General features: G+C 60.8%; 19 protein-coding genes and 1 pseudogene. 7 read left to right on the top strand and 13 right to left on the bottom strand.

The annotated features are described in order from the left end of the window. Positions 1–65: 65 nt before the first annotated feature. From CKW40_RS30945 to CKW40_RS30930, 4 genes and pseudogenes are all read left to right on the top strand, one after another. Complete coding sequence (locus CKW40_RS30945; RefSeq protein WP_210200202.1) at positions 66–4,802, top strand: beta strand repeat-containing protein; 4,737 nt, start codon at positions 66–68, stop codon at positions 4,800–4,802. A gap of 182 nt (positions 4,803–4,984) precedes the next feature. After that, positions 4,985–6,685, top strand: coding sequence for a type I secretion system permease/ATPase (locus CKW40_RS30940; protein WP_095203553.1), 1,701 nt, complete (start codon positions 4,985–4,987; stop codon positions 6,683–6,685). A gap of 19 nt (positions 6,686–6,704) precedes the next feature. Then, positions 6,705–8,042, top strand: coding sequence for an HlyD family type I secretion periplasmic adaptor subunit (locus CKW40_RS30935; protein WP_095203552.1), 1,338 nt, complete (start codon positions 6,705–6,707; stop codon positions 8,040–8,042). Positions 8,043–8,560: 518 nt separating this feature from the next. Then, positions 8,561–9,058 (top strand): annotated as a pseudogene (locus CKW40_RS30930) (IS110 family transposase); the annotation flags it as partial. Between the two features lie 559 nt (positions 9,059–9,617). On the opposite strand, the gene tnpC reads toward CKW40_RS30930, so the two are convergent. The 11 genes from tnpC to CKW40_RS30870 form a co-directional block, all read right to left on the bottom strand. Further along, complete coding sequence (gene tnpC / locus CKW40_RS30925; protein ID WP_095203500.1) at positions 9,618–11,147, bottom strand: IS66 family transposase; 1,530 nt, start codon at positions 11,145–11,147, stop codon at positions 9,618–9,620. A gap of 72 nt (positions 11,148–11,219) precedes the next feature. Then, positions 11,220–11,573 carry an IS66 family insertion sequence element accessory protein TnpB gene (tnpB, locus tag CKW40_RS30920; protein WP_095203499.1) on the bottom strand — a complete coding sequence of 118 codons (354 nt, stop codon included), beginning with the start codon at positions 11,571–11,573 and terminating at the stop codon, positions 11,220–11,222. After that, positions 11,570–12,466, bottom strand: a complete 897-nt coding sequence (tnpA, locus tag CKW40_RS30915) for an IS66 family insertion sequence element accessory protein TnpA (protein ID WP_244571350.1) — start codon at positions 12,464–12,466, stop codon at positions 11,570–11,572. The genes tnpB and tnpA overlap by 4 nt, the downstream gene beginning before the upstream one ends. A gap of 1,450 nt (positions 12,467–13,916) precedes the next feature. Beyond that, positions 13,917–14,825 (bottom strand): aminotransferase class IV, encoded by a 909-nt coding sequence (locus CKW40_RS30905; protein WP_179298177.1) that lies wholly within the window; start codon positions 14,823–14,825, stop codon positions 13,917–13,919. Between the two features lie 107 nt (positions 14,826–14,932). Beyond that, entirely contained in the window at positions 14,933–15,583 is a 651-nt protein-coding gene (gene ehuD / locus CKW40_RS30900) for an ectoine/hydroxyectoine ABC transporter permease subunit EhuD (protein WP_095203550.1), read from the bottom strand. Positions 15,584–15,602: 19 nt separating this feature from the next. Further along, complete coding sequence (locus CKW40_RS30895) at positions 15,603–16,442, bottom strand: substrate-binding periplasmic protein (RefSeq protein ID WP_179298176.1); 840 nt, start codon at positions 16,440–16,442, stop codon at positions 15,603–15,605. An 83-nt stretch (positions 16,443–16,525) separates the two neighbouring features. Continuing rightward, a complete protein-coding gene (locus CKW40_RS30890; RefSeq protein WP_095203548.1) occupies positions 16,526–17,266 on the bottom strand; it encodes a GntR family transcriptional regulator in 741 nt (246 codons plus the stop codon). 25 nt (positions 17,267–17,291) lie between these two features. Then, complete coding sequence (locus tag CKW40_RS30885) at positions 17,292–17,675, bottom strand: VOC family protein (RefSeq protein WP_095203560.1); 384 nt, start codon at positions 17,673–17,675, stop codon at positions 17,292–17,294. Positions 17,676–17,695: 20 nt separating this feature from the next. Beyond that, positions 17,696–19,267, bottom strand: a complete 1,572-nt coding sequence (locus tag CKW40_RS30880; protein WP_095203547.1) for an AMP-binding protein — start codon at positions 19,265–19,267, stop codon at positions 17,696–17,698. Between the two features lie 7 nt (positions 19,268–19,274). Beyond that, positions 19,275–20,441 (bottom strand): acetyl-CoA acetyltransferase, encoded by a 1,167-nt coding sequence (locus CKW40_RS30875; RefSeq protein ID WP_095203546.1) that lies wholly within the window; start codon positions 20,439–20,441, stop codon positions 19,275–19,277. 817 nt (positions 20,442–21,258) lie between these two features. Then, complete coding sequence (locus tag CKW40_RS30870; protein ID WP_095203545.1) at positions 21,259–21,480, bottom strand: helix-turn-helix domain-containing protein; 222 nt, start codon at positions 21,478–21,480, stop codon at positions 21,259–21,261. Positions 21,481–21,769: 289 nt separating this feature from the next. Between CKW40_RS30870 and CKW40_RS30865 the strand changes: the two genes are divergently transcribed. Continuing rightward, positions 21,770–22,294, top strand: a complete 525-nt coding sequence (locus CKW40_RS30865) for a helix-turn-helix domain-containing protein (protein WP_095203544.1) — start codon at positions 21,770–21,772, stop codon at positions 22,292–22,294. A gap of 42 nt (positions 22,295–22,336) precedes the next feature. On the opposite strand, the gene CKW40_RS30860 is transcribed toward CKW40_RS30865, so the two are convergent. Continuing rightward, the gene (locus CKW40_RS30860) at positions 22,337–22,573 is read right to left on the bottom strand and encodes a hypothetical protein (RefSeq protein WP_244571353.1); all 237 of its coding nucleotides are present in this window, start codon (positions 22,571–22,573) and stop codon (positions 22,337–22,339) included. Positions 22,574–23,206: 633 nt separating this feature from the next. Between CKW40_RS30860 and CKW40_RS30855 the strand changes: the two genes are divergently transcribed. Together CKW40_RS30855 and CKW40_RS30850 are read left to right on the top strand one after the other, a co-directional pair. Beyond that, positions 23,207–24,481: an integrase arm-type DNA-binding domain-containing protein gene (locus CKW40_RS30855; protein WP_095203543.1), complete on the top strand. Its 1,275-nt coding sequence runs from the start codon at positions 23,207–23,209 to the stop codon at positions 24,479–24,481. A gap of 9 nt (positions 24,482–24,490) precedes the next feature. Further along, positions 24,491–24,676 (top strand): hypothetical protein, encoded by a 186-nt coding sequence (locus CKW40_RS30850; RefSeq protein WP_095203542.1) that lies wholly within the window; start codon positions 24,491–24,493, stop codon positions 24,674–24,676. Between the two features lie 105 nt (positions 24,677–24,781). Here the strand turns inward: CKW40_RS30850 and CKW40_RS30845 are convergent, their stop codons facing one another. Beyond that, positions 24,782–25,378: a hypothetical protein gene (locus tag CKW40_RS30845; protein WP_095203541.1), complete on the bottom strand. Its 597-nt coding sequence runs from the start codon at positions 25,376–25,378 to the stop codon at positions 24,782–24,784. Between the last annotated feature and the right edge of the window lie 2 nt (positions 25,379–25,380).

Raw genomic sequence — 25,380 nt, 5'->3', positions numbered from 1 at the left:
GGCTGACCTCGACGATCAGCAGCGGCGGCCTGACCAAGGACAACACGCTGGCGCTTTCCGGTACGGTGAGCGACAGCAATGGCGTGGCCTCGGTGCACGTGTTTGACGGCAGCACGGACCTGGGTGCCGCCACGATCACGGGCAACACCTGGACGCTCACGACCGCCGCGCTGTCGGACGGAGCGCACAGCTTGACGGCCAAGGCGGTGGACAACGCCGGCAACAGCTCGAACACGGCTGCCATCTCGGTCGTCGTCGACAACACCGCGCCGGTCGCCGGGACTCTGTCCTTCAACAACCTGACCGACACCGGCCACGCCGATGCGACGCCGATCACCCAGGACGGCACCTTCGACCTCAGCCTGGCCAACGACACCGACGCCAACGGCATCGACACCGTCGTCTACCAGCAGAGCCTCAATGGCGGCACCTGGAGCGATCTGCCGAGCAGCAGCCTGAGCGGTCTCGCCGACGGCAGCTACCAGTTCCGCGCCGTCGTCACCGACAATGCCGGCAACAGCTCGAACACGGCTGCCATCTCGGTCGTCGTCGACAACACCGCGCCGGTCGCCGGGACTCTGTCCTTCAACAACCTGACCGACACCGGCCACGCCGATGCGACGCCGATCACCCAGGACGGCACCTTCGACCTCAGCCTGGCCAACGACACCGACGCCAACGGCATCGACACCGTCGTCTACCAGCAGAGCCTCAATGGCGGCACCTGGAGCGATCTGCCGAGCAGCAGCCTGAGCGGTCTCGCCGACGGCAGCTACCAGTTCCGCGCCGTCGTCACCGACAATGCCGGCAACAGCTCGAACACGGCTGCCATCTCGGTCGTCGTCGACAACACCGCGCCGACGGCGGGCACGCTGTCGTTCAGCAACCTGACGGATAGCGGCACGGCCAACACCCCGCCGGTGACGACCGACAACACCTTTGACCTGACGCTGTCGGGCCAGAGCGACACCAATGGCATCGCCAGCGTCGTGTACGAGAAGTCGACCAATGGCGGTTCGACCTGGACGTCGACCGCGGCGAACCAGAGCGGCCTGGCGGATGGCGACTATCTGTTCCACGCCGTGGTGACGGACAGCGCCGGCAACGCCTCGACCACGAGCGCCATCGAGGTCAAGGTCGACAACACCGCGCCGACGGCGGGCACGCTGTCGTTCAGCAACCTGACGGATAGCGGCACGGCCAACACCCCGCCGGTGACGACCGACAACACCTTTGACCTGACGCTGTCGGGCCAGAGCGACACCAATGGCATCGCCAGCGTCGTGTACGAGAAGTCGACCAATGGCGGTTCGACCTGGACGTCGACCGCGGCGAACCAGAGCGGCCTGGCGGATGGCGACTATCTGTTCCACGCCGTGGTGACGGACAGCGCCGGCAACGCCTCGACCACGAGCGCCATCGAGGTCAAGGTCGACAACACTAACCCGGCCGCGACAATGAGTTCGACAATTGGGACCGACACGGGATCGAGCTCGACCATCACCAGCGGCGGCCTGACTAAGGACAACACGCTGGCGCTTTCCGGTACGGTGAGCGATGCCAATGGGATTGCGTCAGTTCACATCTTCGATGGCGCGACCGATCTGGGCGCTGCGACGGTGAGCAATGGCAACTGGAGCTTCACCAGCGCAGCGCTGGCCGATGGCAGCCACAGCTTCACTGCCAAGTCTACCGATAACGCGGGCAACAGCGCTACTACGGCCGCCGTGACGGCGACCACGGATACTATAGCCCCGAGCATTTCCTCGGTGACAGCCTCCGGCCTGGGAATTGACGGCGGGGGCAACGGTAATTTGAATGCTTCTACAACATACTGGTCGACCGGCAACAACGGAGCCCAGCTCATCAAATTCGACATCAATAGCGGAGCGACCACAGTCGTCGGTAGTTTTTCGACTTCAGGAACGTTCGGACTTGCATTCGCCCCCGACGGATCCGTTTACACCCTGCTTGGTTCAAATGCGACGCTAGCCAAAGTGAATCTCGCCAATGGATCATTAACAGCAATTGGCGGCCCCGGAGGATCCTTTGGATATGCGTTAGATTTTGCGAAGGACGGGACGCTGTACGCCGTAAACGTTGGTACAAACGCAATCTATACGGTCAATACGACGACCGGTGCATTCACGTTCGTAAGCACGATTACGGGCCCTGCTAACTCCGTCATGGACATAACTTTCGATCAGTCGGGGCATCTCTATGCAGTGGGGCCGAGTGACAACAAAGTCTATTCGATAGACCTTTCCACCGGAATTTCCACTCTTGCCTTCACGACTGCGCTGAGCAACCTGATGGGCATCGCCGCCGATAACGCTGGTAACTTGATTGCGACCTCGTACACAAATCCATCGAGCTACGAAAAAATAAATCTGACTACTGGAACGAGCTCAGTAGTCGGAAACATCGGTGCTGGTACTTCGCTTGATCATGGGGGTGACATTCAGTTCACCGTGGTGACTCTAAATCTCAACATGAGCGAGGCAGTTACGGTTTCGGGAGGAACTCCAGTACTGACGCTCAACGACGGAGGAACTGCGACTTACGCAAGTGGCTCTGGTACCAACACATTGACCTTCAAGTACACCGTGGCCACAGGTCAGAACACGTCTGATCTGAGCATCACGGGGATTAACCTAAACGGTGCTTCAATCAACGATACAGCTGGCAATGCTGCCAATCTTGCAGGAGTGGTGACAAACCCGGCCGGTGTCTTGCAGGTCGACACCTTGGCTCCGACTGTCAGCAGCGAAGCGATCACCAGCGCGACGGGGATCCAGAACAGCTATCTGAACGCCGGCGACGTGGTGAGCGTGACGGTGGCGGTCAGCGAGAGCGTGACGGTCACCGGTACGCCCCAGCTCGCGCTCAATGTCGGTGGCACCATAGTGCAGGCAAACTACTCGTCGGGCAGCGGCAGCAGCTCGCTGGTATTCACCTATACGATCCAGTCAGCCCAGACCGATACCAACGGCATCAGCATCAACGCCAATGCGCTAAGCCTGAACGGCGGGACGATCACGGATGCCGCCGGCAACGCAGCAACCTTGACGGCTGCGGCTGTCACGGACAATGCCAACTTCAAGGTCGACACCACGGCGCCGACGGTCGCAAAAACAGGCTATAACAATGGGCAAAGTAAATTGACCGGCACTTACTCTGACAGCGATTCAGGTGTTGTGACCGTGAACGTCTCAGACACGACGTCAGGGCATCTCAACAGCGGTAACGCGACACTCAGTGCGGGGACCTGGACATACATAAACGCAAACCTTCACACCAATGACGCTCTAACGATCGTTGCGACAGATGCTGCCGGCAATCAGACAACTCTTAACACTACAGCCCCGGCCGGCGTCGCTGGTGAGTCTATCAACTTGGGACTAGTCGATCTTTCGATCGATCACGTCGGAGCCACCTCACTTGTTGTCGGCGGGATTCCGTCCAATTGGAACTTGAACGAGGGCACAAACAACGGCGATGGCTCCTGGACGGTGGTGACGAACGACGTTGCATCGCTGTCAATCACATCACCCGCGAACTATGTCGGAGCTATGGTGCTCAATGTGACCGAGACGTGGACCAACGCGGGCGGTACAACAGGCGCGGCGATCGTGGCGGATAACGTCGAGGCCTATGCGCCAGGAATGCCGATCTTCGCCTGGTCCGGTGACGACGTGCTGACCGGCTCGCAAGGCAACGACCTCTTCGTCTTCTCGCAGCCTATCGGCAACGACACCGTGCACAGCTTCGACACGGCCGCGGACAAGATCGACCTGATCGGTTATTCCGGCTTCCAGAGCTTTGCCGACGTCCAGGCCCACATGGCCGACGACGGCAGCGGCAACGCGGTGATCACGCTTGCCGACGGGCAGTCGATCACGCTCGACGGCGTCCACTCGAGCGCGCTCACGGACGGCAATTTCGTCTTCGACCAGACGCCGATGGTCAATAACCCTGTCACCATGAAGATTGGCGACGGCGCCATGCTGCCGCTGAGCGGCACGATCAACAACAGCGGCATCATCTCGCTCGACTCTTCAGGCAGCGACACGCTGCTGCAGCTTATCCAGCACGGCATTACCCTGCAGGGCGGCGGGCAGGTCGTGCTGTCCGACAGCGATTGGAACGTCATCTCCGGCACGGGCGCCGACGTCATTCTGACCAATGTCGACAATACCATCTCCGGCGCCGGCCAACTGGGCGGCGGCCTATTGTCCCTGAACAACCAGGGGACGATCATCGCCACCGGCACGCACGCGCTGGTCATTGACAAGGGCGCAAATACCACCGTCAACTCGGGAACGCTGGAGGCGACGGGTTCCGGCGGCCTAATGATCACCGGCACGCTCGCCAATTCCGGGCTGCTTTGGGCCAATGGCGGCAACATCACGATCGACGGCCAGGTCACTGGCACAGGCGAAGCCACGATTGGCAACCTGTCGAAGCTGGAATTCGGCGCAGCCTCATCGACGGATGTGATGTTCGCGCAGAATGCGGCTGGCACGTTGCAGCTCGATGATTCCTTCGACTTCAGTGGCAGGATTGGCGGCATGACCAACGACGATAAGATCGACCTCGGCGACATCCTGTTCGGCGCTGGAACGTCCGCGGCCTATCAGGCCGACTCGAACGGTAGTGGAGGGACATTGACCGTGACTGACGGCGCTCACAATGCCACGCTCCACCTCCTTGGTATCTTCGATGCGCATAACTTCACGCTTGTAGACGACGGGGCCGGCAGGACGGTGGTTGAGTATGGTCTAACGGCTAGCGTCTCGTAGCGTGAACCTGAAGGTGAGCCGCATACACACGCGGCTCACCCCAGGTCGGCTGGTCGCCGATTCAGCTTACGAATTAAGGTTTACGGCAGGAAAAAGAACCGACTGCGTGGCCGTTTGAACGATCTGGAGTAACATCGGTTCTGGGCGTGCGATTGGACAGGGGGCGGTTCTCCGCTGGGTCATTGAGTCTCAACAGCAAAAGCAAGATCGTCAAGGACGCGCTGCTGGCGTGCCGCCACTATTTCCTGGTCGCGGCAGGGTTCAGCTTAGCGATCAACCTGCTCTACCTGGCCTCGCCGCTCTATATGCTGCAGATCTATGACCGGGTAGTCACCAGCGGCAGCGAAACGACGCTGATAATGCTTACGATTGTGCTGCTGGCGGCCTTCCTTGCCCTTGCCGGCCTCGATCTGGTGCGCGCCAGGATCCTGACCCGCGCCAGCGCGCGCCTCGACCGACTGCTTTCCGCCAAGGTCGTCGCAGCCTCGCTCGAGGCCTCCTCGCCGGGTTCCTCGCTGAGTCAGCCGATCCGCGACTTCGACACTTTCCGGCAGGTCATTACCGGCAGCGGCATACATGCGGTGCTCGATCTGCCCTGGTCGCCCATCTACATCGCCATCATCTTCCTGCTGCACCCTTGGCTGGGGTTCTTCGCGCTCGGCTCATCGCTGCTGCTAATTGCAATGGCGGTGAGCAATGAATTTCTGGTGCGCGGGCCGCTGAAGCAGGCCAACGACGTGGCAACGGCCAACTATGCCTTCACCGAGATGAGCCTCAGGAACGCGGAAGTCGTCCGCGCCATGGGGATGATCGACGGCCTGATCCGCCGCTGGGAACGCGATCGAAATCTGGCGCTTCTGCGCCAGGCGGACGCCAGCGACCGCGCCGCTTTGATGTCCGGGCTGATCAGATTTCTTCGGCTGACCATGCAGTCGCTCATCCTCGGCCTTGGCGCATATCTGGTCATCGAACGGCAAACGAGCGCCGGCTCCATTTTCGCGGCAAGCCTTCTTCTGGGCCGGGGCCTCCAGCCCGTCGAGCAGATCGTAGGCGTGTGGCGCAGCCTTGTCCTGGCGCGCGGCGCGCTGGCGAGGGTTCGCAAGCTGGTCGAAGGCGATGCGCGCGACGACCGTTCGTTCAATCTGCCGAAGCCAACAGGCAAGATCTCGGTTGAGCAGGTGAGCTACGCGCTGCCCGGCCTGCAGAAGATCCTTCTGCGGGACATCTCGTTCCGGCTCGAGGCCGGCGAGGCGCTCGGCATTATCGGGCCCTCGGGCGCCGGCAAATCCACCCTCGCTCGACACTTGGCTGGCGTCATGCAGCCCAGCCGTGGAACGGTTAGACTGGACGGCGCCGACATGACGCAGTGGGGTCGCGACGCGCTCGGCGACCATATCGGTTACCTGCCGCAGGACATCGAGCTCTTCTCCGACACCGTCGCCGCAAACATCGGGCGCTTCAAGACCAATGTCGACCAGGAGGTGATCGAGGCCGCCCGCTTGGCCGGCGTGCACGACATGATCATCCGCCTGCCGCAAGGCTATGAGACCCAGATCGGCGAAGGCGGCGCTGTGCTCTCTGGCGGTTACCGGCAGCGGATCGCGCTTGCCCGGGCAGTGTTCGGGCTGCCGAAGCTGATCATTCTCGACGAGCCTAGTTCCAATCTCGACGCCGACGGAGATCGCGCACTGAGCGAGTGCGCGATCGAACTCAAGCGCCGCGGCAGCACAGTGATCATCGTGTCGCACCGCCCCTCAACGATCGCCAATGTCGACAAGATCCTTTTGCTGCGTGACGGCGCCGTCGAAGCCTTCGGCATGCGAAACGAGATCGTGGCGCTGCTCAACCAGCGTGCGACTCCGATCGGGGTGACAACGCAATGAGCAGGGTCAGGAGAGATCGATGAGCGACGGCGCCTTTGTCTATCGCAGCCTGCCAGGTGAAACCGGCGCCGCCGCCTCGGATTCGATCAGGGTGCCAGCCCTTGTCGGCCTTCTGATCATCGTTGCCTTCTTCGGCATTTTCGGCGGCTGGGCCGCCGTGGCGCCGCTGAACGGCGCGGTGCTCGCGGACGCAGTCGTCAAGGTGGAAGGGAACCGCAAGAGCGTCCAGCACTTCGATGGCGGCACGGTGAAGGAGATACACGTCAAGGACGGCGACATCGTCAAGACGGGCGACATATTGCTTGTGCTAGACGACAGCAAGATCCGATCCGAATTAAACCTCTATTCCCAGCAATATGCTTTGTTCCGCGCGACGGATGCCCGCATCCGCGCAGAGCTCGACGGCAAGGAGGCGGTTGCTTTCCCGAAAGACATGAACGCCGCACACCAGACTTATCTGCAGGACGCGATGGCCAGCCAGATCGCCGACCTTGAAAGCCAGCGGGCCTCGATGGCAGGCGCCAGGCAGATTCTGCAGAAGCGAATCGCCGAACTCGATGAGCAAATCGACGGCAAGCAGGCGCGCGTCGAATCCTTTCGCGCGCAGCTGAAGTCCACCATCGACGAGAAGGCAGGCCTCGACAAGCTCCTGAAGGCCGGGTTGACGACGCGCACGCGTATCCTTGAGCTCGACCGCTCCGCGTCCGACCTGCAAGGCCTGATAGACGAGACTCTGGGCGAGATCGCGGGGTACCGTCAGAACAAGGCCGAGCTTGAGAGCCAGATCGCACAACTGACAAACGACCGCCGCGCCAAGCTCTCGGCAATGCTGATCGATACGCAGTCCAAGCTGGCGGACCTCGTGCCCACCATGTTCGCGAGCCAGGCCGCCGTAGATCGCGCCGTGGTCCGCTCGCCCTATGACGGCCAGGTGATGAACCTCAGCGTCTTCTCGACAGGTGCGATCGTCGCCCCCGGGCAGACGATCCTCGATATCGTGCCGACGCGGAACTCGCTGGTCGTCCAGGCGCAGGTGCGCGTCGAGGATATATCAAGCCTGCGATCCGACATGATGGCGGAAGTGCGCTTTACATCTTATAAGCAGCGTTCCATTCCGATCATCCATGGACGCGTCACCCGTATTTCGGCGGATCGCGTAACCGACAGCAAAACCGGATTCCCCTACTACGTCGCCGATGTCGTAGTCGACCCGGCCGAGCTGGCCGCAGCCCCGCAGATCGCGCTCTATCCGGGGATGCCTGCCTCAGTGATGATCGTCACCGAGGAGCGCACCGCTCTGGACTATATTCTGAGCCCCCTTCTTGCCTCGGTTCATTCCTCCTTCCGCCAGAAGTGACCGGTGGTGCGCACGGTCAGCGATCCCCCCGTCTTGCGCCAGGACGGCGCGAAGAGAGACATGAAGTCCGAAGCTCACGGGTTTGGGCGCATTACTCTCTATGGCGACGATCGACGCGAACCCAAATCGTGACCGCAGCCGATCTGATACGCGGACCGAACCTACCGTCTTGGGCTTGCGCACTCGGATGAAGCCGGGATCGCCGTCGCCGGATTCCTCCAGGCGCCAGATCCGCAACGCATTAGGCGACAGACCGAGCGCTGCGGCATACTCAGCATGCCCCATGCCGCTCCAGTTCACCGCCTCGACGTGCATGGTCCAGAATGCCCGCATAGCGACCGGGCTGCCGTCGGTGCCCTGCTGTAGCGATAGCGCGGAGGCCTTTGGGCCGCTTCGGCGGCGCCTTCTTATGCAGGCCTGCGGCCTTCTTCCTGCGCGAATTCTGCAGCTTTTCCAAACGTTTGCGCAGGTCTTCGCTACTCACGAGATGGCGCATCCACAGCCGGCGACAGGATTCCGGCGACGAGGCGGGATCGCTGTCGCCCTGGCTCAAAAAACTCGGCCTGCCGGCCTTCTGCCCGGAGACGCAGCGTGTGCGCGCCGCGATGTCGGCGCCGCACAACGAGACCAACAAAGGCTGATGCCCTGGGATCGCCCACATCATGCAACACCGGCTGGTTCCGCCAGCCCTACATCAAGTCGGAGAACTGCTACCGAACGCGGCTTTTGCTGACGCACCGGCGCAATCTGATGGCCAAGTTCCTCGACTTGGAGAATTCCATCAGGCACTCGCTGAAGTTGTTCGGGACCGTCTGGACAAGGTGGGACCCGGGGCGTCCCAGCAGGCTGTGCGCACGGCTGTGGCGGACGATCGACGTTGGCCGAGCTCATGGCGCGCGGCACTGTGGAGATAGTATTGCCGACTGCGCGATCTCGTCGTGAAGATTGTCGGACGCAGCGAGCCGTGCCGGCGCTTTATGGCGATCCTCGGCCCGGTGACGGCGCTCTCCTTCATTCGCCGATGGCGCACGCGAACTAAAGCGACGGCACGTTCTACGTCGGCGATCCGGCGGCGAGCCAGACCGACGCCGTGCGCCCAAATCAAGGACCGCAAGCTGCTGGGCGCACATCCATGAGCGAGGCAGCGGCAGTTGAAACGCATCGCGCCGGCACGCTGACGGGCGCCATCTGACACAAGAGATCCGCTCCGGCGGATGAGGACCGATGCAGACCAGGAACGACGGAACGCAAATTATCCCGCCTGCGGCCGCGCCGATCGCGAGACGGCCGGACGCGCTCGATTGCCTGTGACGATGCTCCCTCAGTCCGATGGAAAAGTGCGCCACGACGGTTCGAGCGCTGCATTCGTGCAGCCAAACCACCCCGTCGCAGAGCGCGGAAGATTGCACGGCGCATCGGAACTCGACACCCAAAAGCGGAATCGTAGCGCAGAGAATAGAGTCGTGTATTATCGTAGATGGAAGGAGGATCGACGAGGGGCACAAAGTATCGCCAAACACAACCACACAACCACACAACACACAACCGAGTAAGCGTCCGGTGCTTGCACGTTGCTCAGCTCTTGACAGGATTTCCTAGTTTCCACGCCCACGGCAGCAATTCGTCGAGGCGGTTGATGGAGTGTCCGTCCACCATGCGCGAGAGCACGTCATGAAGATAGGCGTAGGGTTCGACGTCGTTGAGTTTGCAGGTTTCGATCAGCGAACACAGCACTGCCCATCGATGGCCGCCGCCGTCGCTGCCCGCGAAGAGGTGGTTTTTGCGACCGAGAGCCACGGGGCGGATCGCGCGCTCGACCGGATTGGTGTCGAGCTCGATGCGACCGTCGTGCAGGAAGCGGTTCAGTCCGTCCCAGCGCGAAAGCGCGTAGCGGATCGCTACGGCGAGCGTGCTGCGTCCCGACAACAGGGGAAGCTGCGCTTCGAGCCAGACCCGCATGGCGTCGACAATGGGTTTCGAGCGGCCGCGCCGAGACGCCAGCCGATGCGCCGGCGATTGACCGCGAACGTCGGCTTCGACGGCATAGAGTTCACCGATCCGGCGCAAGGCTTCCATGGCGATCGGCGCGTTGGTGGCCTGCGCCACATCAAAGAACTTGCGCCGGGTGTGGGCCCAACAAGCGGCAAGAACGATGTCTCCCTTGACGGTGAGCTGCTCGAAGCCGGCGTAGCCATCGACATGCAGCACGCCCTTGAAGTGCTCGAGATGGGACACCGGACGCTCGGCCTTGCGGTCCGGCGCGAACAGATAGACCGCGGCCGGCGGCTCCGGTCCGCCCCATGGTCTCTGTTCACGGGCATAGACCCACAGCCTGCCAGTCTTGGTGCGGCCGCGACCGGGATCAAGCACCGGAACCGGCGTGTCGTCGGCAAAGAGATGATCCGAGGCGAAGACGTTCTTCGCCAACCGTTCGTGCAGAGCTTCCAGCCACCAGCAGGCGCCGCCGACCCATCCGGCGAGTGTCGAACGCGGAAGATCGACACCACTGCGGGCGAAGATCTGCGACTGCCGGTAGAGCGGGGCATGGTCGCAATATTTGGCTGTCAGTACCTGCGCCAGCAGCGCCGGCGTTGCCAAGCCGCCGGCGATCAGCCGCTCCGGAGCCGGCGCTTGCACCACCGTCTCGCAGGTCCGGCACGCATATTTTGGTCGCGTCGTCCTGATCACACGAAGCTGTGCTGGCACCCAGTCCAGCATCTCGCTCACGCTTTCGCCGATAGCATGCAGCGCACCGCGGCAGCCCGTGCAGATAGTGCTGTCGACGTCGACCAGAACGTCCTCGCGTGGCAGGTGATCGGGCAGCGGTTTGCGACGCGACGGCCGCTCGGCCGACGGCTCGCCGACGAACGGACGGCTCTCCTGGATGCGCGCGATATCGGCGTCGAGCTCTTCCAGGGCGAGCGCAAGCTGATCGGGATCGAGGCGCTCGGAGCTGCGGCCGAACTGCGCCCGCTGGAGCTTTTTGATGATCGACTGAAGCCGCTCGATCTCCCCGTCGCGGCTCTCGACCGCTGCCGCCATGTCGCACACGAGACGCTGCAAAAGCTGCGGGTCGGAAGGCAGATTCGCGAGATCGATCAACATGACCGAATCTATCACAAACAGCCTAAAACCCCAAGGATTCTGGGCCTTTTCGAGGCACTCGGCAAGCCGATTTCAGCCGGCCAGGGCTGGCCTCCAAACACGCTCGGGAGCGCGCCAGTCGATGCCTTCGATCAGCATCGCAAGCTGCGCCGGCGTCAGCATGATCGAGCCATCGAAGCCCGCCATCACCGGCCACGCGAAGCTGCCCTGATCGAGCCGTTTTGTGAACAGGCACAGTCCGTTTCCATCCCAGAACAGGATCTTCAGCATCGACGCCTTCTTGCCCCGGAAGGCGAACAGATGGCCCGAGAACGGGTCATGCTTCAGCGTTTGCTGCACCAGCATGGCGAGCCCGTCGAGACCTTTGCGCATATCGGTGTAGCCCAGCGCCAGATGCACCTTCACGCCCGCCGGCACGATCATCATGGTGTCGTTCCTTCGCTCGCGACGCGTTGTCGAACGGCATCCGGATCACTGCCGGCAGGTGCGAAGACACGCCGGCCATCAGGCAGATCGATCGCCTTCATTCCATCAGGCGGCTGCACCAGGCTCTGCAGAAGGCGCACCGCCGCGGTGTCATCGCCCATCGCCACAGCCGCAAGCTTCGCGCGCTTCTTCTGCGCCACGCCGAACTGCGCGCGCCAACGGAACAGCAGCCCCGTGACGATCCCGTGCTTTCGCGCGACCTGCGAGACGCTGATACCTGGCCGGTCGCTCTCCAGCGCAATGGCGTGCTTTTCCGCGTCGCTGAAGAAGCGCCGGGCAGGCTGGCGGGGCGTGCCAGGATCATCCTTCGACGCGACCGTCAAGCTCAATTCAGACGGCGCTCCGTTAGCACTAGTGCTAACGGCCGGGCGGGCGGAGGGATGAAGATGGGCACGCCAGTCGATTTCGACCTCACCCTCGTCCAGTCGGTCTCGCCATATGCGCAAGCTCGTCGGCGAAAGATGCAGCGCCGCAGCATATTCGCGAACGCCCATGCCGCTCCAGTTCATCGCCTCAACATGCATCGCCCAGTACGCCTGGACAGCACGGTTGCGCACATCCGTGGTCACCGAAAAGCGCAGCCGAGCCCGCTTTTTCTGCCGCTTCGCTCGCTCTTCCAGGCGCTTCTGACGGCGCAATTCCGCCTGATATTCCGCATGCTTACGAGCCGCCTCGTTGCCGGCGAAGTACTTCAGCCAGCGATCGAGCGTGTCCTTCGTCAGGCGATGAACGCGGCAATATTCGGTCCGCGTCATACCGCTGCGCTGCCACGCCTCGACGTGAACCACCCACCAGGATTGCCGCGCCTTGTTCTCGAAATGTCTCAAATTCACCGGAGATCCTCCATGCTACGAAGGAGCCCCACATGGCACGCGAATGCACTACTCAATCTGGGTGCAGGGACCGGACGCTTACACAACCGATTAAGATTGCTAGATAAAAGGCCGCGAGGTGCGGGCTGTGGCGGTCGTGTTATTCCAATAGGTTATTCCCGATTTTCGCGAGGTGCGGGTTTTCTTTGCACCTCCCAAGATCGTTGATTTTCGTTCTACGTCCGTAGCTTAGTGCGATGTGTGGCCGCCCGGCAGGCCTTTGCGGGGGCTTGGGCCGGGAAACGAGGGCGGCGTCAGAGATTGTTCTTGAGGTGGCCGCTCGTCGTTAGATAACGAGCTGTCGCGTAGACTACGTTAGCAACTCGCCGACCTAGCCTGAGGTGGCCCGCGATCGGCGAACTGCTCGCTGCAGCAGAGGGGCGTACTTCGGCCCGTGGAGCCGACGTCGCCGTAGGATGGCGGCCGAGCGCAGGCTTGTGGCTGGCGCCATCCTCCGCATTGCGGATGCATAGGCTTCACGCTCAGTGGAAGCGAGCCAGTCGCGACACGTCCGCCCTCAAATCCAAGCCTCCGTCGGAGTGTTCGTCGGGCACGGCATCCTATCCGAGATGCAGGCGCTACGCATCGCCAAGCCGCACTGGTTCTCGACTGCTTGGGTCTGTTGATCCTGACACGAATGCGCAAACCGTCGTGTTACGCTTTGATGGTTTTACGCCACTGGCGTGATGGCCATCAAAGCAAATGGGAGAGGTTGCCATGTCTAGGATCAACCGCCGCGCCTTGCTCCTCCACTCCGGCAGCGCAGTCGTCGCCTCGTCGATGACGGCAACGGCGCTCGGTGCCGAGCCGCCGAGCCGAAACCGAGAACTGTCCAATAGTCTTCGAGCGCTGATTGAGGCGCACAAGACAGCCTATGCTGAATTCGGCAAAGCCCTGCACGAGTTAGCCAGGTGGCAGCGGCAACCCCGTCAGAGCCAGCCGGCAAGAGGAGAGGGCGCTCCTCGCCATCTGCGCCTATCCGGCTGTTGGGGAAGGAGATCGCCTGGCCAAGGCACGATATCTTTTTGAGATCGAGGCGCGTGGCGAACTCGACCTCGCAGAGCATATGCAGGCCATTCTCCGATCGATGATGTTGAAGGGTTGATGTGACCGGCTCGCGGATGGTCAGGTGTGAATGTCTGGTATGCGCCTGAAGTCGGCCGCTTAGGTCAGCTTTGCCGCTGCCTAAAAGCGGACTTAACCAGCAACTCGCGGACGTCTCGGTTGCGCCAACTCCAGACGTTTCTCGTCGGTGAACCTAAGGTCTGGAATACAACCCGATGCTGACATCAGACCGGACGCGCCGCGCTCTTCCGCCGGGCTTCTAGCGGACCGCTTGCGTACTCTTTCTATAACCGCTGATCTTCGACGAGCACTCTCTCGAAGTGCGAACCGGCTATGCTCTATACGATCAAAGTTCATCAACAGGCGTCGCATGCCAGCCCTGGTCCCGCTTGGTCCAGTAGATTTCCCCCAGCCTCGTCGTCAAAGCCCCGGGCTTTCCGCTGCCGATCGGTTTGCCGTTGACGCTGGTTATCGGCATGATGCCGCCCGCCGTGCTGCACGCAAACACTTCGTCCGCGCTGATCAGATCGCTCTCTGAAATCGATTTGACGTCCACCGGCTGGCCGATCTCACGGCAGATCTCAATGACGCACCGACGTGTTATTCCCTCAAGTACATTGTATCCTGGTGTAGAGAGGACCTTGCCCGTCAGCGCGAAAACATTGAACCCAGGACCTTCGCTTATTGTGCCCAGATGGTTCTTCATCAGCGAGGTTTCGCAGCCGGCATCATAGGCGTCGTAGAGGCTGAGCACGAAGTCGATCCAGTTGTAGTTCTTGATCTGCGAGGGAATAGAGTCCGGCGGCAGGCGCCACCGGCTGGAAATCCAGACTGAGAGCCCGCGCTTGCGCTGTTCTTCGTTGGCGACGACCACGAACGGAACGCAAAACGCCATGAACCTGTTCTTGCAAAGACGCGGATCGCGCGATCCGGAGGGGCCAAGTCCGCGTGTCATGATCATTTGAACTGTCGCGTTGGCCAGGCCCGTCATCTCAACACAGGACTTCAAGACCGTCTCGATTCCTTTGCGTTCGACGGGCATCGTATAGCGCAACCGGGCACAGGATTGTTCGAAGCGGTCCAGATGATCCGCCAGCCTGAAGAACGCTCCATTGCGGACGGAAACCGTATCCTGACACGCGTCGCCGCGCGTGAAGCCCCAGTCCATCAATGGGATCGATGCTTCCGCGACCGGAACATAACTGCCATCGATGAAGGCGATGCCTTCAGGGTGCATGGTGAGTGTCCTGTTCATTTCTATCTCTTTCATGGCAGTCGCACGCAGGCTTGAGAGGACGCCAGCTATCGACAGGCGACGATGTGAAGATGGAGGTTGCAGTGCGCTTCGTTTCGACAGTGATCTCAGCCGGCGGGAGCGCGTTTCATACGATCTTCAATCTTCAGGATCAGCATCGAAGCCGGATAGCTGACGATGAAATAAATGACGAAGGCGGCCGTATAGACCTCCAGGTATTTGTAGGTCGTCGATGCTATCTGGTCGGCGGTAAACATCAGCTCGTTCACCGAAATCACTGCCACCAGCGCGGTGTCCTTGAACATGGCGATGAAGTAGTTTCCGATTGGCGGAATGGCGATCCGAAGGGCTTGCGGCAGCACGACCAGCAGGAAGATAGGTGTCGGCCGCATGCCGAGCGAACGTGCAGCCTCGACCTGACCTTTGCCAATTGCCGATATGGCACTGCGGTAGACCTCAGAGAGATAGGCCGCATAGTTGAGCGACAGGCCGAGTATCCCGGCAACCAGGGCCGGTATGTAGATGCCGACATAGGGAAGCACATAGTAGATATAGAAAAGCTGCAGCAGCAGCGGCGTCCCCCTGATGAAGTCGACATAGATCGCCACCGCCCATCGGACGGGTCCGATGGGCGACATGCGTGCGAGCGCAATGAGAAGGCCCAGTACAAGGGCAATCGCCATCGACGCGATCGTTATCCCGACCGTCAGGGCAGCACCCCTGAGCAGTGCCGGCAGGAACTCGAGCACGTCGTTCATTGCGATCTCCTGTCAGTGTTCAGCCGCAACAGTTCGGAAACGGAAAATACCGTTCGACCGGAAGCAGGCCCCACTTTTCGAGAACCTTGCGCAGCCCACCGGAAAGCTGGAGCTGTCGGTTCTGCTCGTCGAACGCCTGCCTGAGCGCAATGTCGTCCTTGCGGAAGCCGGCACCGACAGCATAATCGCCGATGGGCATCTTGTAGTTCAGTATCTCGACCGGCAGCGTCGGATCGTTCTTTAGCGCGTCGGCCGCAACCATGTCGTCGAAAGCGGCCGCATCCAGGCGCCCGGCCCGCAACTCGGCGAGGATCTGCGGAATATTCTTGTAAGCCTTGACCGTGACGGAAGAGTCGGCTGCCGCCATCTTGTTCAGCCAGTCGAGCTGGATGGTTCCCAGATAGGATCCGACCGTGTGGCCCGGGAAATCGGCCTCGCTCTTGATCTTGGCGGGATTGCCCTTGGGCACCACAAGCGCCTGCCCGGCTCGGTACATCGGCGCCGAGAACGCGATCTGCTCGGAGCGCTTGACGGTGATCGCGATGTTGTCCGAGATCAGGTCGCAGCGGCTGGTGTTCAGTGCCGAGATAATCCCAGAGATCGGCACTTCATAAAGTTCGATTTCCGGCACGCCCAGCGGTTCAAAGATGGCACGGACCATGTCGATGTCCGTGCCTTCCACCTTACCGCTGGTGGGGTTCTTGTAGGCGTATGGAACGTCGTTGGATGAGCAGACAACGACCTTCTTGGCCGCCTGGATGCGGCTGAGCGATTCATCGGCAGCACTTGCTGCCGACGAGGCAAAGGTTGCGGCGGCGCAAAGCGACGCGCCGACCAGAAAACTGCGCTTAACTGACATGATCTTTCCCCTTTTTGGCTTTATGATTGATTGTTCATTGTTAACAATATTTCGGCGTAAGATGTATCTCCTTTCGTTCGTTCTCAAGGCGCCGAGAGGCCGACAGAGCTGCCGCGGATACGGTCTTCGGATCGGCCTTCTGCCTCGCGGAGCCATTCAACCAACCGCTCGCCATCTGCGGTGTTGTGTTCCGCGGCAAGCCGTTCGGCCTCGCCAGCCCGGCCTTCCCGCATCGCCGCGATAAGGGACTCATGGGTGACGATGTAGTCCTGCAGCGAAAGAAACTTGCTGACCAGGGACTGGTAGAGGCGGACCTGGCCGGCGATCAGTGCGTAGTGTGCCTGCAGGGCGGAATGCTCAGTGAGCTCGGCGATCGTTAGGTGAAGCTGGAAGTCCGCTTCCACCGCGCGCGTCCGCACCCCGGACGTGACCGCCTTGACGACCCTGTCGTAGGCTTCGTCCAGTCGGTCGCGTTTCTCTTTGGTGATGGTCTCGGCGAGCAGCCGTGCAGCGAAGGCCTCCAGCGTATTGCGTAGCGTGAACAGCTCCCACGCGTCGCGAGAGGTCAGCGACCTCACGCTGTAGCCGCGGTAGGGTTCCTGGACGATCAGCCCCTCGTGAACCAGAAGCCGCAGCGATGCGCGGATCGTTCCACGGCTGAGACCAAATGATTCAGCAATCACCTCTTCCGTCAACTTCTCACCGGGCGCAAACACACCCGTAAGGATCGCGTCGCGCAATTTGTCGGCGGCCTGCGCATCGAGACTGCGGCGGGTCACCTCCATTTGCGGAGCGGGTTTGCGATTCAGTTTGGGACGAGCCATGGAATGAGCCTTGAATGGAAGCGGGTCAGGATATGTAGCATGCAACTTCAACGAGATTCCTGTCTGGATCCCGAAAATAGACCGAGCGCATCGCGCCGCCTGCGCCGGTCTGATCGACAGGCCCCACCTCGATGGGAATCTTGAGCGCGCCCAGTTCCTGCACAATGTCGTCGATACCGCCTTCGGCTATGAGGCACAGATCGCCCGTCCCCGGCGCGGGAATGTCGGCATGCGGCGTATATTCGCCGCGATAGGGATGAAGATTGATCTTCTGGTTGCCGAAATGCAGCGCATTGTAGGTACCGTCGAACACGACATGGCGCATGCCGAGCACATGCCGGTAGAAATCGACGGTCTGCGCCATGTCCCTGACGGTAAGCACCACATGATCCAGACCTTTAATCTTCATTGTCGCCACCTTCTGCTCGGTCAAGCCGCGCGCTCGTGCTCTTCCGCGAGCCTTTTGATGATCTCCCGCTTCAGCACCTTGCCATATGCGGACTTAGGCAACTCCGGCCAGAACACCACCTGGTTGGGAAACTTGTATCTTGCGATGCGGCCGTTGAGGCCGTCGATGACATCCTTCGCGGCAATCTCGCACCCGGCTTTGGCCACCACCACCGCCACCCCGCATTCACCCCATTTTGGATGCGGCATGCCGACCACCGCCGCTTCATCGATCCGCTCGTCGTCGAGGATCGCCTCTTCGATCTCGCGCGGATAGACGTTCAGTCCGCCAGAAATATACATGTCGGAGGCCCGGCCGGTGATGTAGAGGAAACCACGCTCGTCAAGGAAGCCGAGATCGCCGGTGTGGAACCAGCCGTGCCGGAAGGCTTTTGCCGTCGCCTCCGGATCGTTGTGATAGCCGGCAAACGCAGCCTGGCCACGGGCGCAGATCTCTCCCGTTTCGCCGGCAGCAAGGCGCTGGCCATCGGTGTCAAGGATCGCGACCTCGACGCCGGTGCGAGGCACCCCGCAGCTGCCCACGGCATGCTCCGGCGAGCCGGACGCAGCCGGTTCGTGCTGGCCGGGTGACAGCGCCGTGATGTTGGCGGTAAACTCGCCAAGGCCGTAATGCTGAACAAGGACGTTGCCCAGCTTGGCCAGGGCGAGTGCCTGGTCGGAGCGGGCCATTGGCGCGCCGCCGTAGTTCACATGACGCAGCGAACTGTGGTCGTAGTGATCGACGGACGGGTGCTCGACCAGGGTCTTGAGGAGCGTAGGCACGGCGAAGAAGTTTGTCACCTTGTGGCGCGTGACCTTCATCCAGACCGTTTCCGGATCGAGCGACGTGGCCGTCAGGATGATCTGCGCAGCTCCGCGCGCCACATGGGCCAGTGCATGAACACCGGCGCCGTGCGACAGCGGCGTGATGACGAGGGAGGCGTCGCTTTCGCTTATGCCGGGAAACATGTCCGCCAGATGGCTGGCAACGACAAACGCCAACTGGCCATGGGTAAGCACGGCGGCCTTGGGACGTCCGGTGGTGCCCGATGTATAGAAAAACCAGGCCGGCTGGTCCCGATCCACATCCGCCTCGACAAAGCTGTCGCCGCCGTCCGCGAGAAATTTTTCGTAGACCAGGCTGCCTTCGAGCGCGGCGTCAAGGCAGACGGACAACGGTGCCGGGTCCAGCGCGGCGCGCACGGCCTCACAATGAGCGGCGAATTCGCTGTCGAAGATGATCGCCCGCGCCGAGGCGTGCCCGGCCATATAGGTGACCTCGGCCGGCGTCAGCCGGAAATTGACAGGGACCCAGACCGCGCCCAGCTTGAAGCAGGCCCATTTCACCTCGAATGCACGGTGGCTGTTACGCGCCTGGACCAGGATCCGGTCGCCCGGACGAATGCCGGCGTCGGCCAGGGCATTGGCCAGGCAATTGACCCGCCGGTCGACCTCCAGCCAGGTGAATGTCCGCTCGGACACGACGACGCCGGGATGGTCGCCGAAGCGCCGCGCGTTCTGGGTCAGGAAATGGCCTATGTTGAAAGTCGACACGGACGCTTCACCTGAGCGGTTCGAGGACAGTGGCGTAGTTGGCGACGGAGACGCCGCCCATATTGAAGACGCCGCCCAGCGCTGCGCCCTTGACCTGCATTTCGCCTGCACCGCCGGTTAGCTGCATGGCGGCGTTCACCAGCATGGAGACGCCGGTGGCGCCGACGGGATGGCCTCTGGCCTTCAATCCGCCGGATGGGTTGACGGGGAGTTCGCCGCCCATTTCGGTCATGCCGCCATTTATCGCTCGGGCACCCTCGCCTCGCGGCGCAATGCCCAGCGCCTCGTACTGGATGAGTTCCGAGATGGTGAAGCAGTCGTGCAGTTCGATGAAATCGAGATCGCGGTTGGTCAAGCCCGCTTGCGCCATCGCACCGGACCAGGCGCGCGCTGCCCCTTCGAACGAGGTGACGTCCGACCGTCTCGACAATTGCAGATAGTCGCTGGTCTGGCACATCGCGCGCAGCGCGACCGCCTTCTTCATGCGGAGCGCGGTCGCGGCATCAGTCAGCACAAGTGCTGCGGCACCGTCGGAAATCAGCGCGCAGTCGGTGCGCTTCAGCGGGCCGGCGACGATCGGGTTGCGATCCGACTCGTTCCGGCAGAATTCGAAGCCGAGATCTTGTCGCATATGCGCCAGCGGATTGGCGATTGCATTGCGATGGTTCTTAGCCGCGATCCTTGCAAGCGCGTCGGATTGGCCACCATACTTTTGGAAGTAGGAAGAGGCTATCTGTCCAAAAACGCCGGCAAAGCCCCCCTTGATCGCCCTTGTCTCCTCGACGTAGCTCGCCTTCAAAAGCGCCCGGCCGACCGATGCGCTGTCCAGCGCCGTCATCTTTTCCACGCCGATCACCAGGGCAAAACGTGCCCGCTTCGATTCCACGGCGCGAGCAGCCTGATAGACGGCGGCCGAACCAGTAGCGCACGCATTTTCAATTCTGGTCGCTGGCTTGAAGCGCAAGTCCGGGCTGCCGTTCAGCACGAGGGAGGACGCGAAATCCTGCTCGACAAGGCCCGGATTGAAGGTGCCAATGAAGATCTCGTCGATCTCACACGCCTGTAGACCGGCATCTGTTATCGCATTCGCGGCAACGCCCACGATCAATTGCTCCAAGCTGGCCTCCAGCCTGCCGAACCGGGAATGCGACCAACCGACCATGCATGTGAGCATTTCAAGCGCGTCCTCTGCGAATTCAGAGAGCGTCGCGCGTTATGAATTAATTGTCAACAATTGTTTGTTATCTAATAAGCCGAACGCTGGAAATGCATCGCCACGACCGCTTCTGCCATCGGCGGCAACGCAGTCGCAGGCGAAACGCATCGCGATCCAAAGCTGAAGCTCAGATGACCGAGAAGGCGGCCAGTGCTGCTTTCCCGGGTCGTCGGCGCCTGGACAAAAGGTTGAAAGGGCAACCGCTGCGGCCAAGATGGCATCATCAGCGGAATGGCGCCTTTCTGCTAGTTCGTTCCAGAATCAGACCGTCTGCTCCGGCCCCATTTCAGACCTCGGAGTCATGGCCACTCTCTACCAACCCGCAGGAAGATTCTAATCTGATGGGAAGACTTCTGGATTGCGACGACATTCGTCAACTCGAGCATTCAAATCATTCGAGAGTCGCGACTCACTCATGGCCGGCTCTCTAGAGTCGATGTCAAATGAGATGTTGCTAACCGGACCCGTCCTCAATCCCTCAAGCAACAGCCTCATCGGGGTCTCGCGTGTCGGTCCTGCCCACTGGCCTGGAAAATCGGTCGCGAGTAGGCCTCGATCTCCTGGCCGCGGGCGCTACTGAGATCGTCAACCAGAAACCAGTCATGACAATCTTGGCGCGGCAGGCTCATTGGGAGCCAATTGGCTGAGATTGCTAATCATGCGTCGCGAGATCGAAGGATCTGGAAACAAGCCATCCTATGGCCGAGGGATGTGACTACGAACGCTTTTCGGAAAACGCGTCTCACAAGAGGCATCGCGTTGCCATTGCAGTTATCTACGTTTCGTCAACGTCGGGTTGGACAAGTTGAACATGGCTCACATCTATTGCCTGAGCCAACTCATAGAGCGTGATGACCGTCGGGTTGCGACGGCCGCGTTCCAGACCGCTTAGATATTGCTGGCTGAACCCTGAACGCGCTTCCACCTGTTCCTGGGTCAGGCCCTTCTCCCGACGCAAGCGACCGAAGTTTCGGCCCACGAGTTTGCGCATGTCCATATGCGCAGACTTGGCAACTTACACACTTTGAGTTTATCAACTATAATATGTATCGGCTTTGTGACGGTGGCGATCGTCACACGGACGAGGAGAACCTCTGGGCTGCAAGATCCTACTGGCGATGGTGCCGCCAAGCCGGCATCAAACTCTCTGACCATTCGGGTAATCCGGATTACCCGAAACCAAAGGCCACAGAGCCGACTAGCAAGGTTTTGCACTCCCCATCATTTGAAAGTTTGGTGAGTTTCGCAAAAGCGTACCGCGACAAACTCTCCAGTCTGGAGTGATAATGCAGCATCAGAAGCCTTTTCCGGAATCGAAGCGCACAAGATTCAAGGTGTGGGAAAGGGCCGGAGCGGATAGCGCGCCTCATCCCGCCGATCAGCACGTCGGCAGGCAGATTGCGGTCGTTCGCGTCCAGTCGGACGTCTCGCAGGCACAACTTGCCCGATCCATCGGGATCAGCTTCCAACAGCTTCAGAAATATGAAAACGCGAGGAATCGCGTGAGCGCTTCCATGCTCTACGAGATCGGACGGTCCCTGGACGTTCCCGTCAGTCGCTTCTTCGAAGGCCTGCCTGGGAATGAGACCAGCCGTGAAACTTCGCCTCTGCCCGTCGACGAGCGCATCGACTTCATTGCAAGCGCGGAAGGCCGGCGCCTGATCGAGGGGCTGATGCATCTTCCTCCACGAGTTCGTGGTCGCATGGCAGCTGTAATCGCCGCATTGGGTGAGGAATTGGCGGGACCCGACGCGTATAGGGACACCAAGGCGACCGAGGAAGCCGTGCCTGCCGACTGCAAGGCCGTTTGATAGGCGGTTTCGTAGCAACCTGGAGTACCGTCAGTAGGTAAATCAAAGCCGGGCGGTTCCCATGCCCCAACTCCGCACCAGCCATCTGCCGTCTGCCTCCTTTTCCTCTACCGTAAAGTGAAAATCCCTGAATTGTTTCGCCTCGAAGCGGGGCAGCATGTCGGAAAATTGCGCCCTGGTGACGTCGAGGGAGAGGCTCAGCGACGGCAGCTGATCGGCTTCAAAAAGAACGCCCGCGTTGGGATGCTCAGTCTTCATGGGCGTGGGAGCCATGATCATGACGATCCCGGGCCATCTGAATGCTGCGTTCGGCATAATGAGCGAGGCGGGCAGTATGACCTAGGTGAACTCGACTGATTGGCGCGGCGGGCCTGGCTGCACGACCTAGCCAAAATTAATGTTGGCTGATCCGACGATCTCACCGCGCCATTCGCCTGCAACAAGCGGCGGCAGCTGGAGACGGGTTGCCTTTTTCGGACTGTCATTCCCTAGGTTTTGCGTCAGGAAGTCGGCAACATCAACACCCGCGGGCCTCAAGCCTACGGGCAACCATTCGCCAAGCTGCGATATGGTTCGAAGGAATGTCCGTTCTTCCAAAACCGGCTGAAAAACCGGCTGAATTATGGAATTCAAGCCGGTGCGGCCGCGTGGGCGAGGCCAAAAAGACAAGCGATTTCAATTAGATCGAATGGCGCGCCCGAAGAGATTCGAACTCCTGACCCCCAGATTCGTAGTAAGCTTCCCCAGCTTTTCGAAGCGTCGCCATCGTTCGATACTCGATTCTTCTGTTGACGTAAATGTATGATTTTACTATTATATTCGTACCATGTCGGGATTCTTCGCAGTCAAAACCGCAGACATTCAGGCGGAAGTTCCGCAGACTAATCGCAGACTAATTTTTGGGGTACGGCCATGGCAGAGCGTTCGATGCTCATTACGGACAAGGTTTTGGCCAAGCTTCCCTACGCATCTTCGGGCCAGTACAAGGTCAACGATACGGAGCTAAAGGGCTTCGTCGTTGTCGTTGGAAAACGCACAAAGACGTTCGCGGCCCAGGGAGCTTTTTGGCGCGATGGGCTGAGGGAGTTCGCCGCCCGAAAGAAGATCGGGGAAGCGGGAGAGATGACCTCCCGCGACGCCCGGAGCAAGGCGAAGGACATCCTTGCGAAGATTGCGCGCGGCGAACGCCCCGATGACGACCGTTCGGTGAAGCGCGGCGCAATATCGCTGCGAACCGCGTGGGAGCGCTATCGCGACGGCCATATGACCCGCAAGAGTCGCAGTGCCGGGACGATCGAGAACTATCGCGATCACATGGAGCGATTGTTCATTGATTGGCTCGACAAGCCCTTGGCGCGGCTCGGACGCCAGCCGAACCTTGTCGCAGAGCGGCACGAGAAGATCACCAGGGAGCATGGCGGCTACATCGCGAACGGTGCGATGCGAAGCATGCGGGCCGTCTACAATCACGCTTGCAAGACCAACCTCGATCTGCCGAAGGTGAATCCGGTGACGGCGGTCGACTGGAACGCCGAACGTCGCCGCGACACGGGTATGGGCGCTGGTCCATTGGCGGGCTGGTTTATCGAACTGGCCAAGCTCGACAATGCCGTCCGCCGCGAGTTTCATCTGCTGACCTTGTTGAGCGGCTCCCGTCCGACCGCATTGAAGAGCGTCAGGATCGAGCATATCGACTTGCGGCGCCGGCTCATCCGTGTCCCCAAGCCCAAGGGTGGCGAGGAGAGAGCATTTGACATCCCATTGTCGCGCCCGATGATCCGCTGCGTCATTCGTGCGATCCGCGTCGGTCGCGTTGCCTACCCGGACCAATCGGCCTTCTGGCTTTTCCCGGCCGACAGCAACTCCGGACATCTGGCCGAGCACAAGGAGGACCGCCGCGACTTATCGAAATGGGGCAACGAACTCCGCCAGACGTATCGGACGCTCGCCCAGGCTGCCGGTATCTCGCAGCTCGACATACATCTCCTCATGAACCATTCGCTGCCAGGCGTGAACGCCGGGTACATCACGCGCGATGGACTTCTTGGCGGTCACCTTCGCAAGCAGCAGGCGCGTATTTCGCAGGTAATTCTCGATGCCGCGGGGAATGCGGCAGACACCACCTGGCTGCGCCGATCGAGGCCGGAGGATGCGATACCTCCTGAGGCGCTGAAAGCTGCTGCTTGAGCAAGGTGGATGGCGTCACGGTCATACGGTGCCGGCGCCTACGACATCGGCGAACTGACCAGCCTTCTGCGCAAGGACCAGAAGCCCTATCTGAAAGGCCTGCTCGGCCGTGTGGTTGATGGCTATCGCTTCCTCCTTACGGAGGCCGAGAAAGTTCTGGCAGCGGACGTCGCGAGGAAGTCGCAAAGAAACTGAACAGCTGATCGCGGCTCTGGCCGGAGTCACCACATAGTCCACCCTGCGATGAAATCCGGGCCCGCCATCATAACAATTCACTGGCCTCTGTTTCGTCAGGAGGTTTCAGTCGGGCTTGACCTTCATGTCCGCTGCGAGGAACATTTGCAGCATTCTGCCGACTTCGGTCGAGGCGAGCGTCGTTGTGAGCTTGCCCTGAATCTCGGTGACCATTTGGCGGAAAGTGATGATCGTGGGCGGATTGCCCTCGAGTGCCGTGCGAAAGGGCTGGTAACCTTCCCAGACATCCCGGCTGCCGACAAGCTTTGCAACGGCCGTGACATGCGTAAAACGCTCCGCGCCGGTTGCATCTTTGACTGCCTTTACGAAGCCCTCTGACCATTTCGGGGAGGTCAGTTCGCGGAACGCTTGCCAGGCCTTGCGGCCACGCCTGATCTTGTCGCCTTCTATCGCCCGGATTTCAGCGGCAGGATTGAAGCCGCTCTGCCAGCTCTTGCAACTGACGGCAACGACCTTGAGGTCGCCATCCATAAGCGGGTGATAACCAAGGACGTCAATGTCGCTGTGGTTGGAGTCCTGGTTCAGAACGAAATCGGGATGATCCTTGCGTGGCAGGAACTTGATGTTGTGCTGCACGAAATATCCCTTGTGAACAAGATACTCCTCCACGATCTGCTCAAGAATGTCTTCCTTCGTTGCCATGG

Source organism: Mesorhizobium carmichaelinearum (assembly GCF_900199455.1).
Taxonomy (GTDB): domain Bacteria; phylum Pseudomonadota; class Alphaproteobacteria; order Rhizobiales; family Rhizobiaceae; genus Mesorhizobium; species Mesorhizobium carmichaelinearum.
Note: the sequence above shows the minus strand (reverse complement) of the source record. Positions and strands in the feature narration are given on the sequence as shown.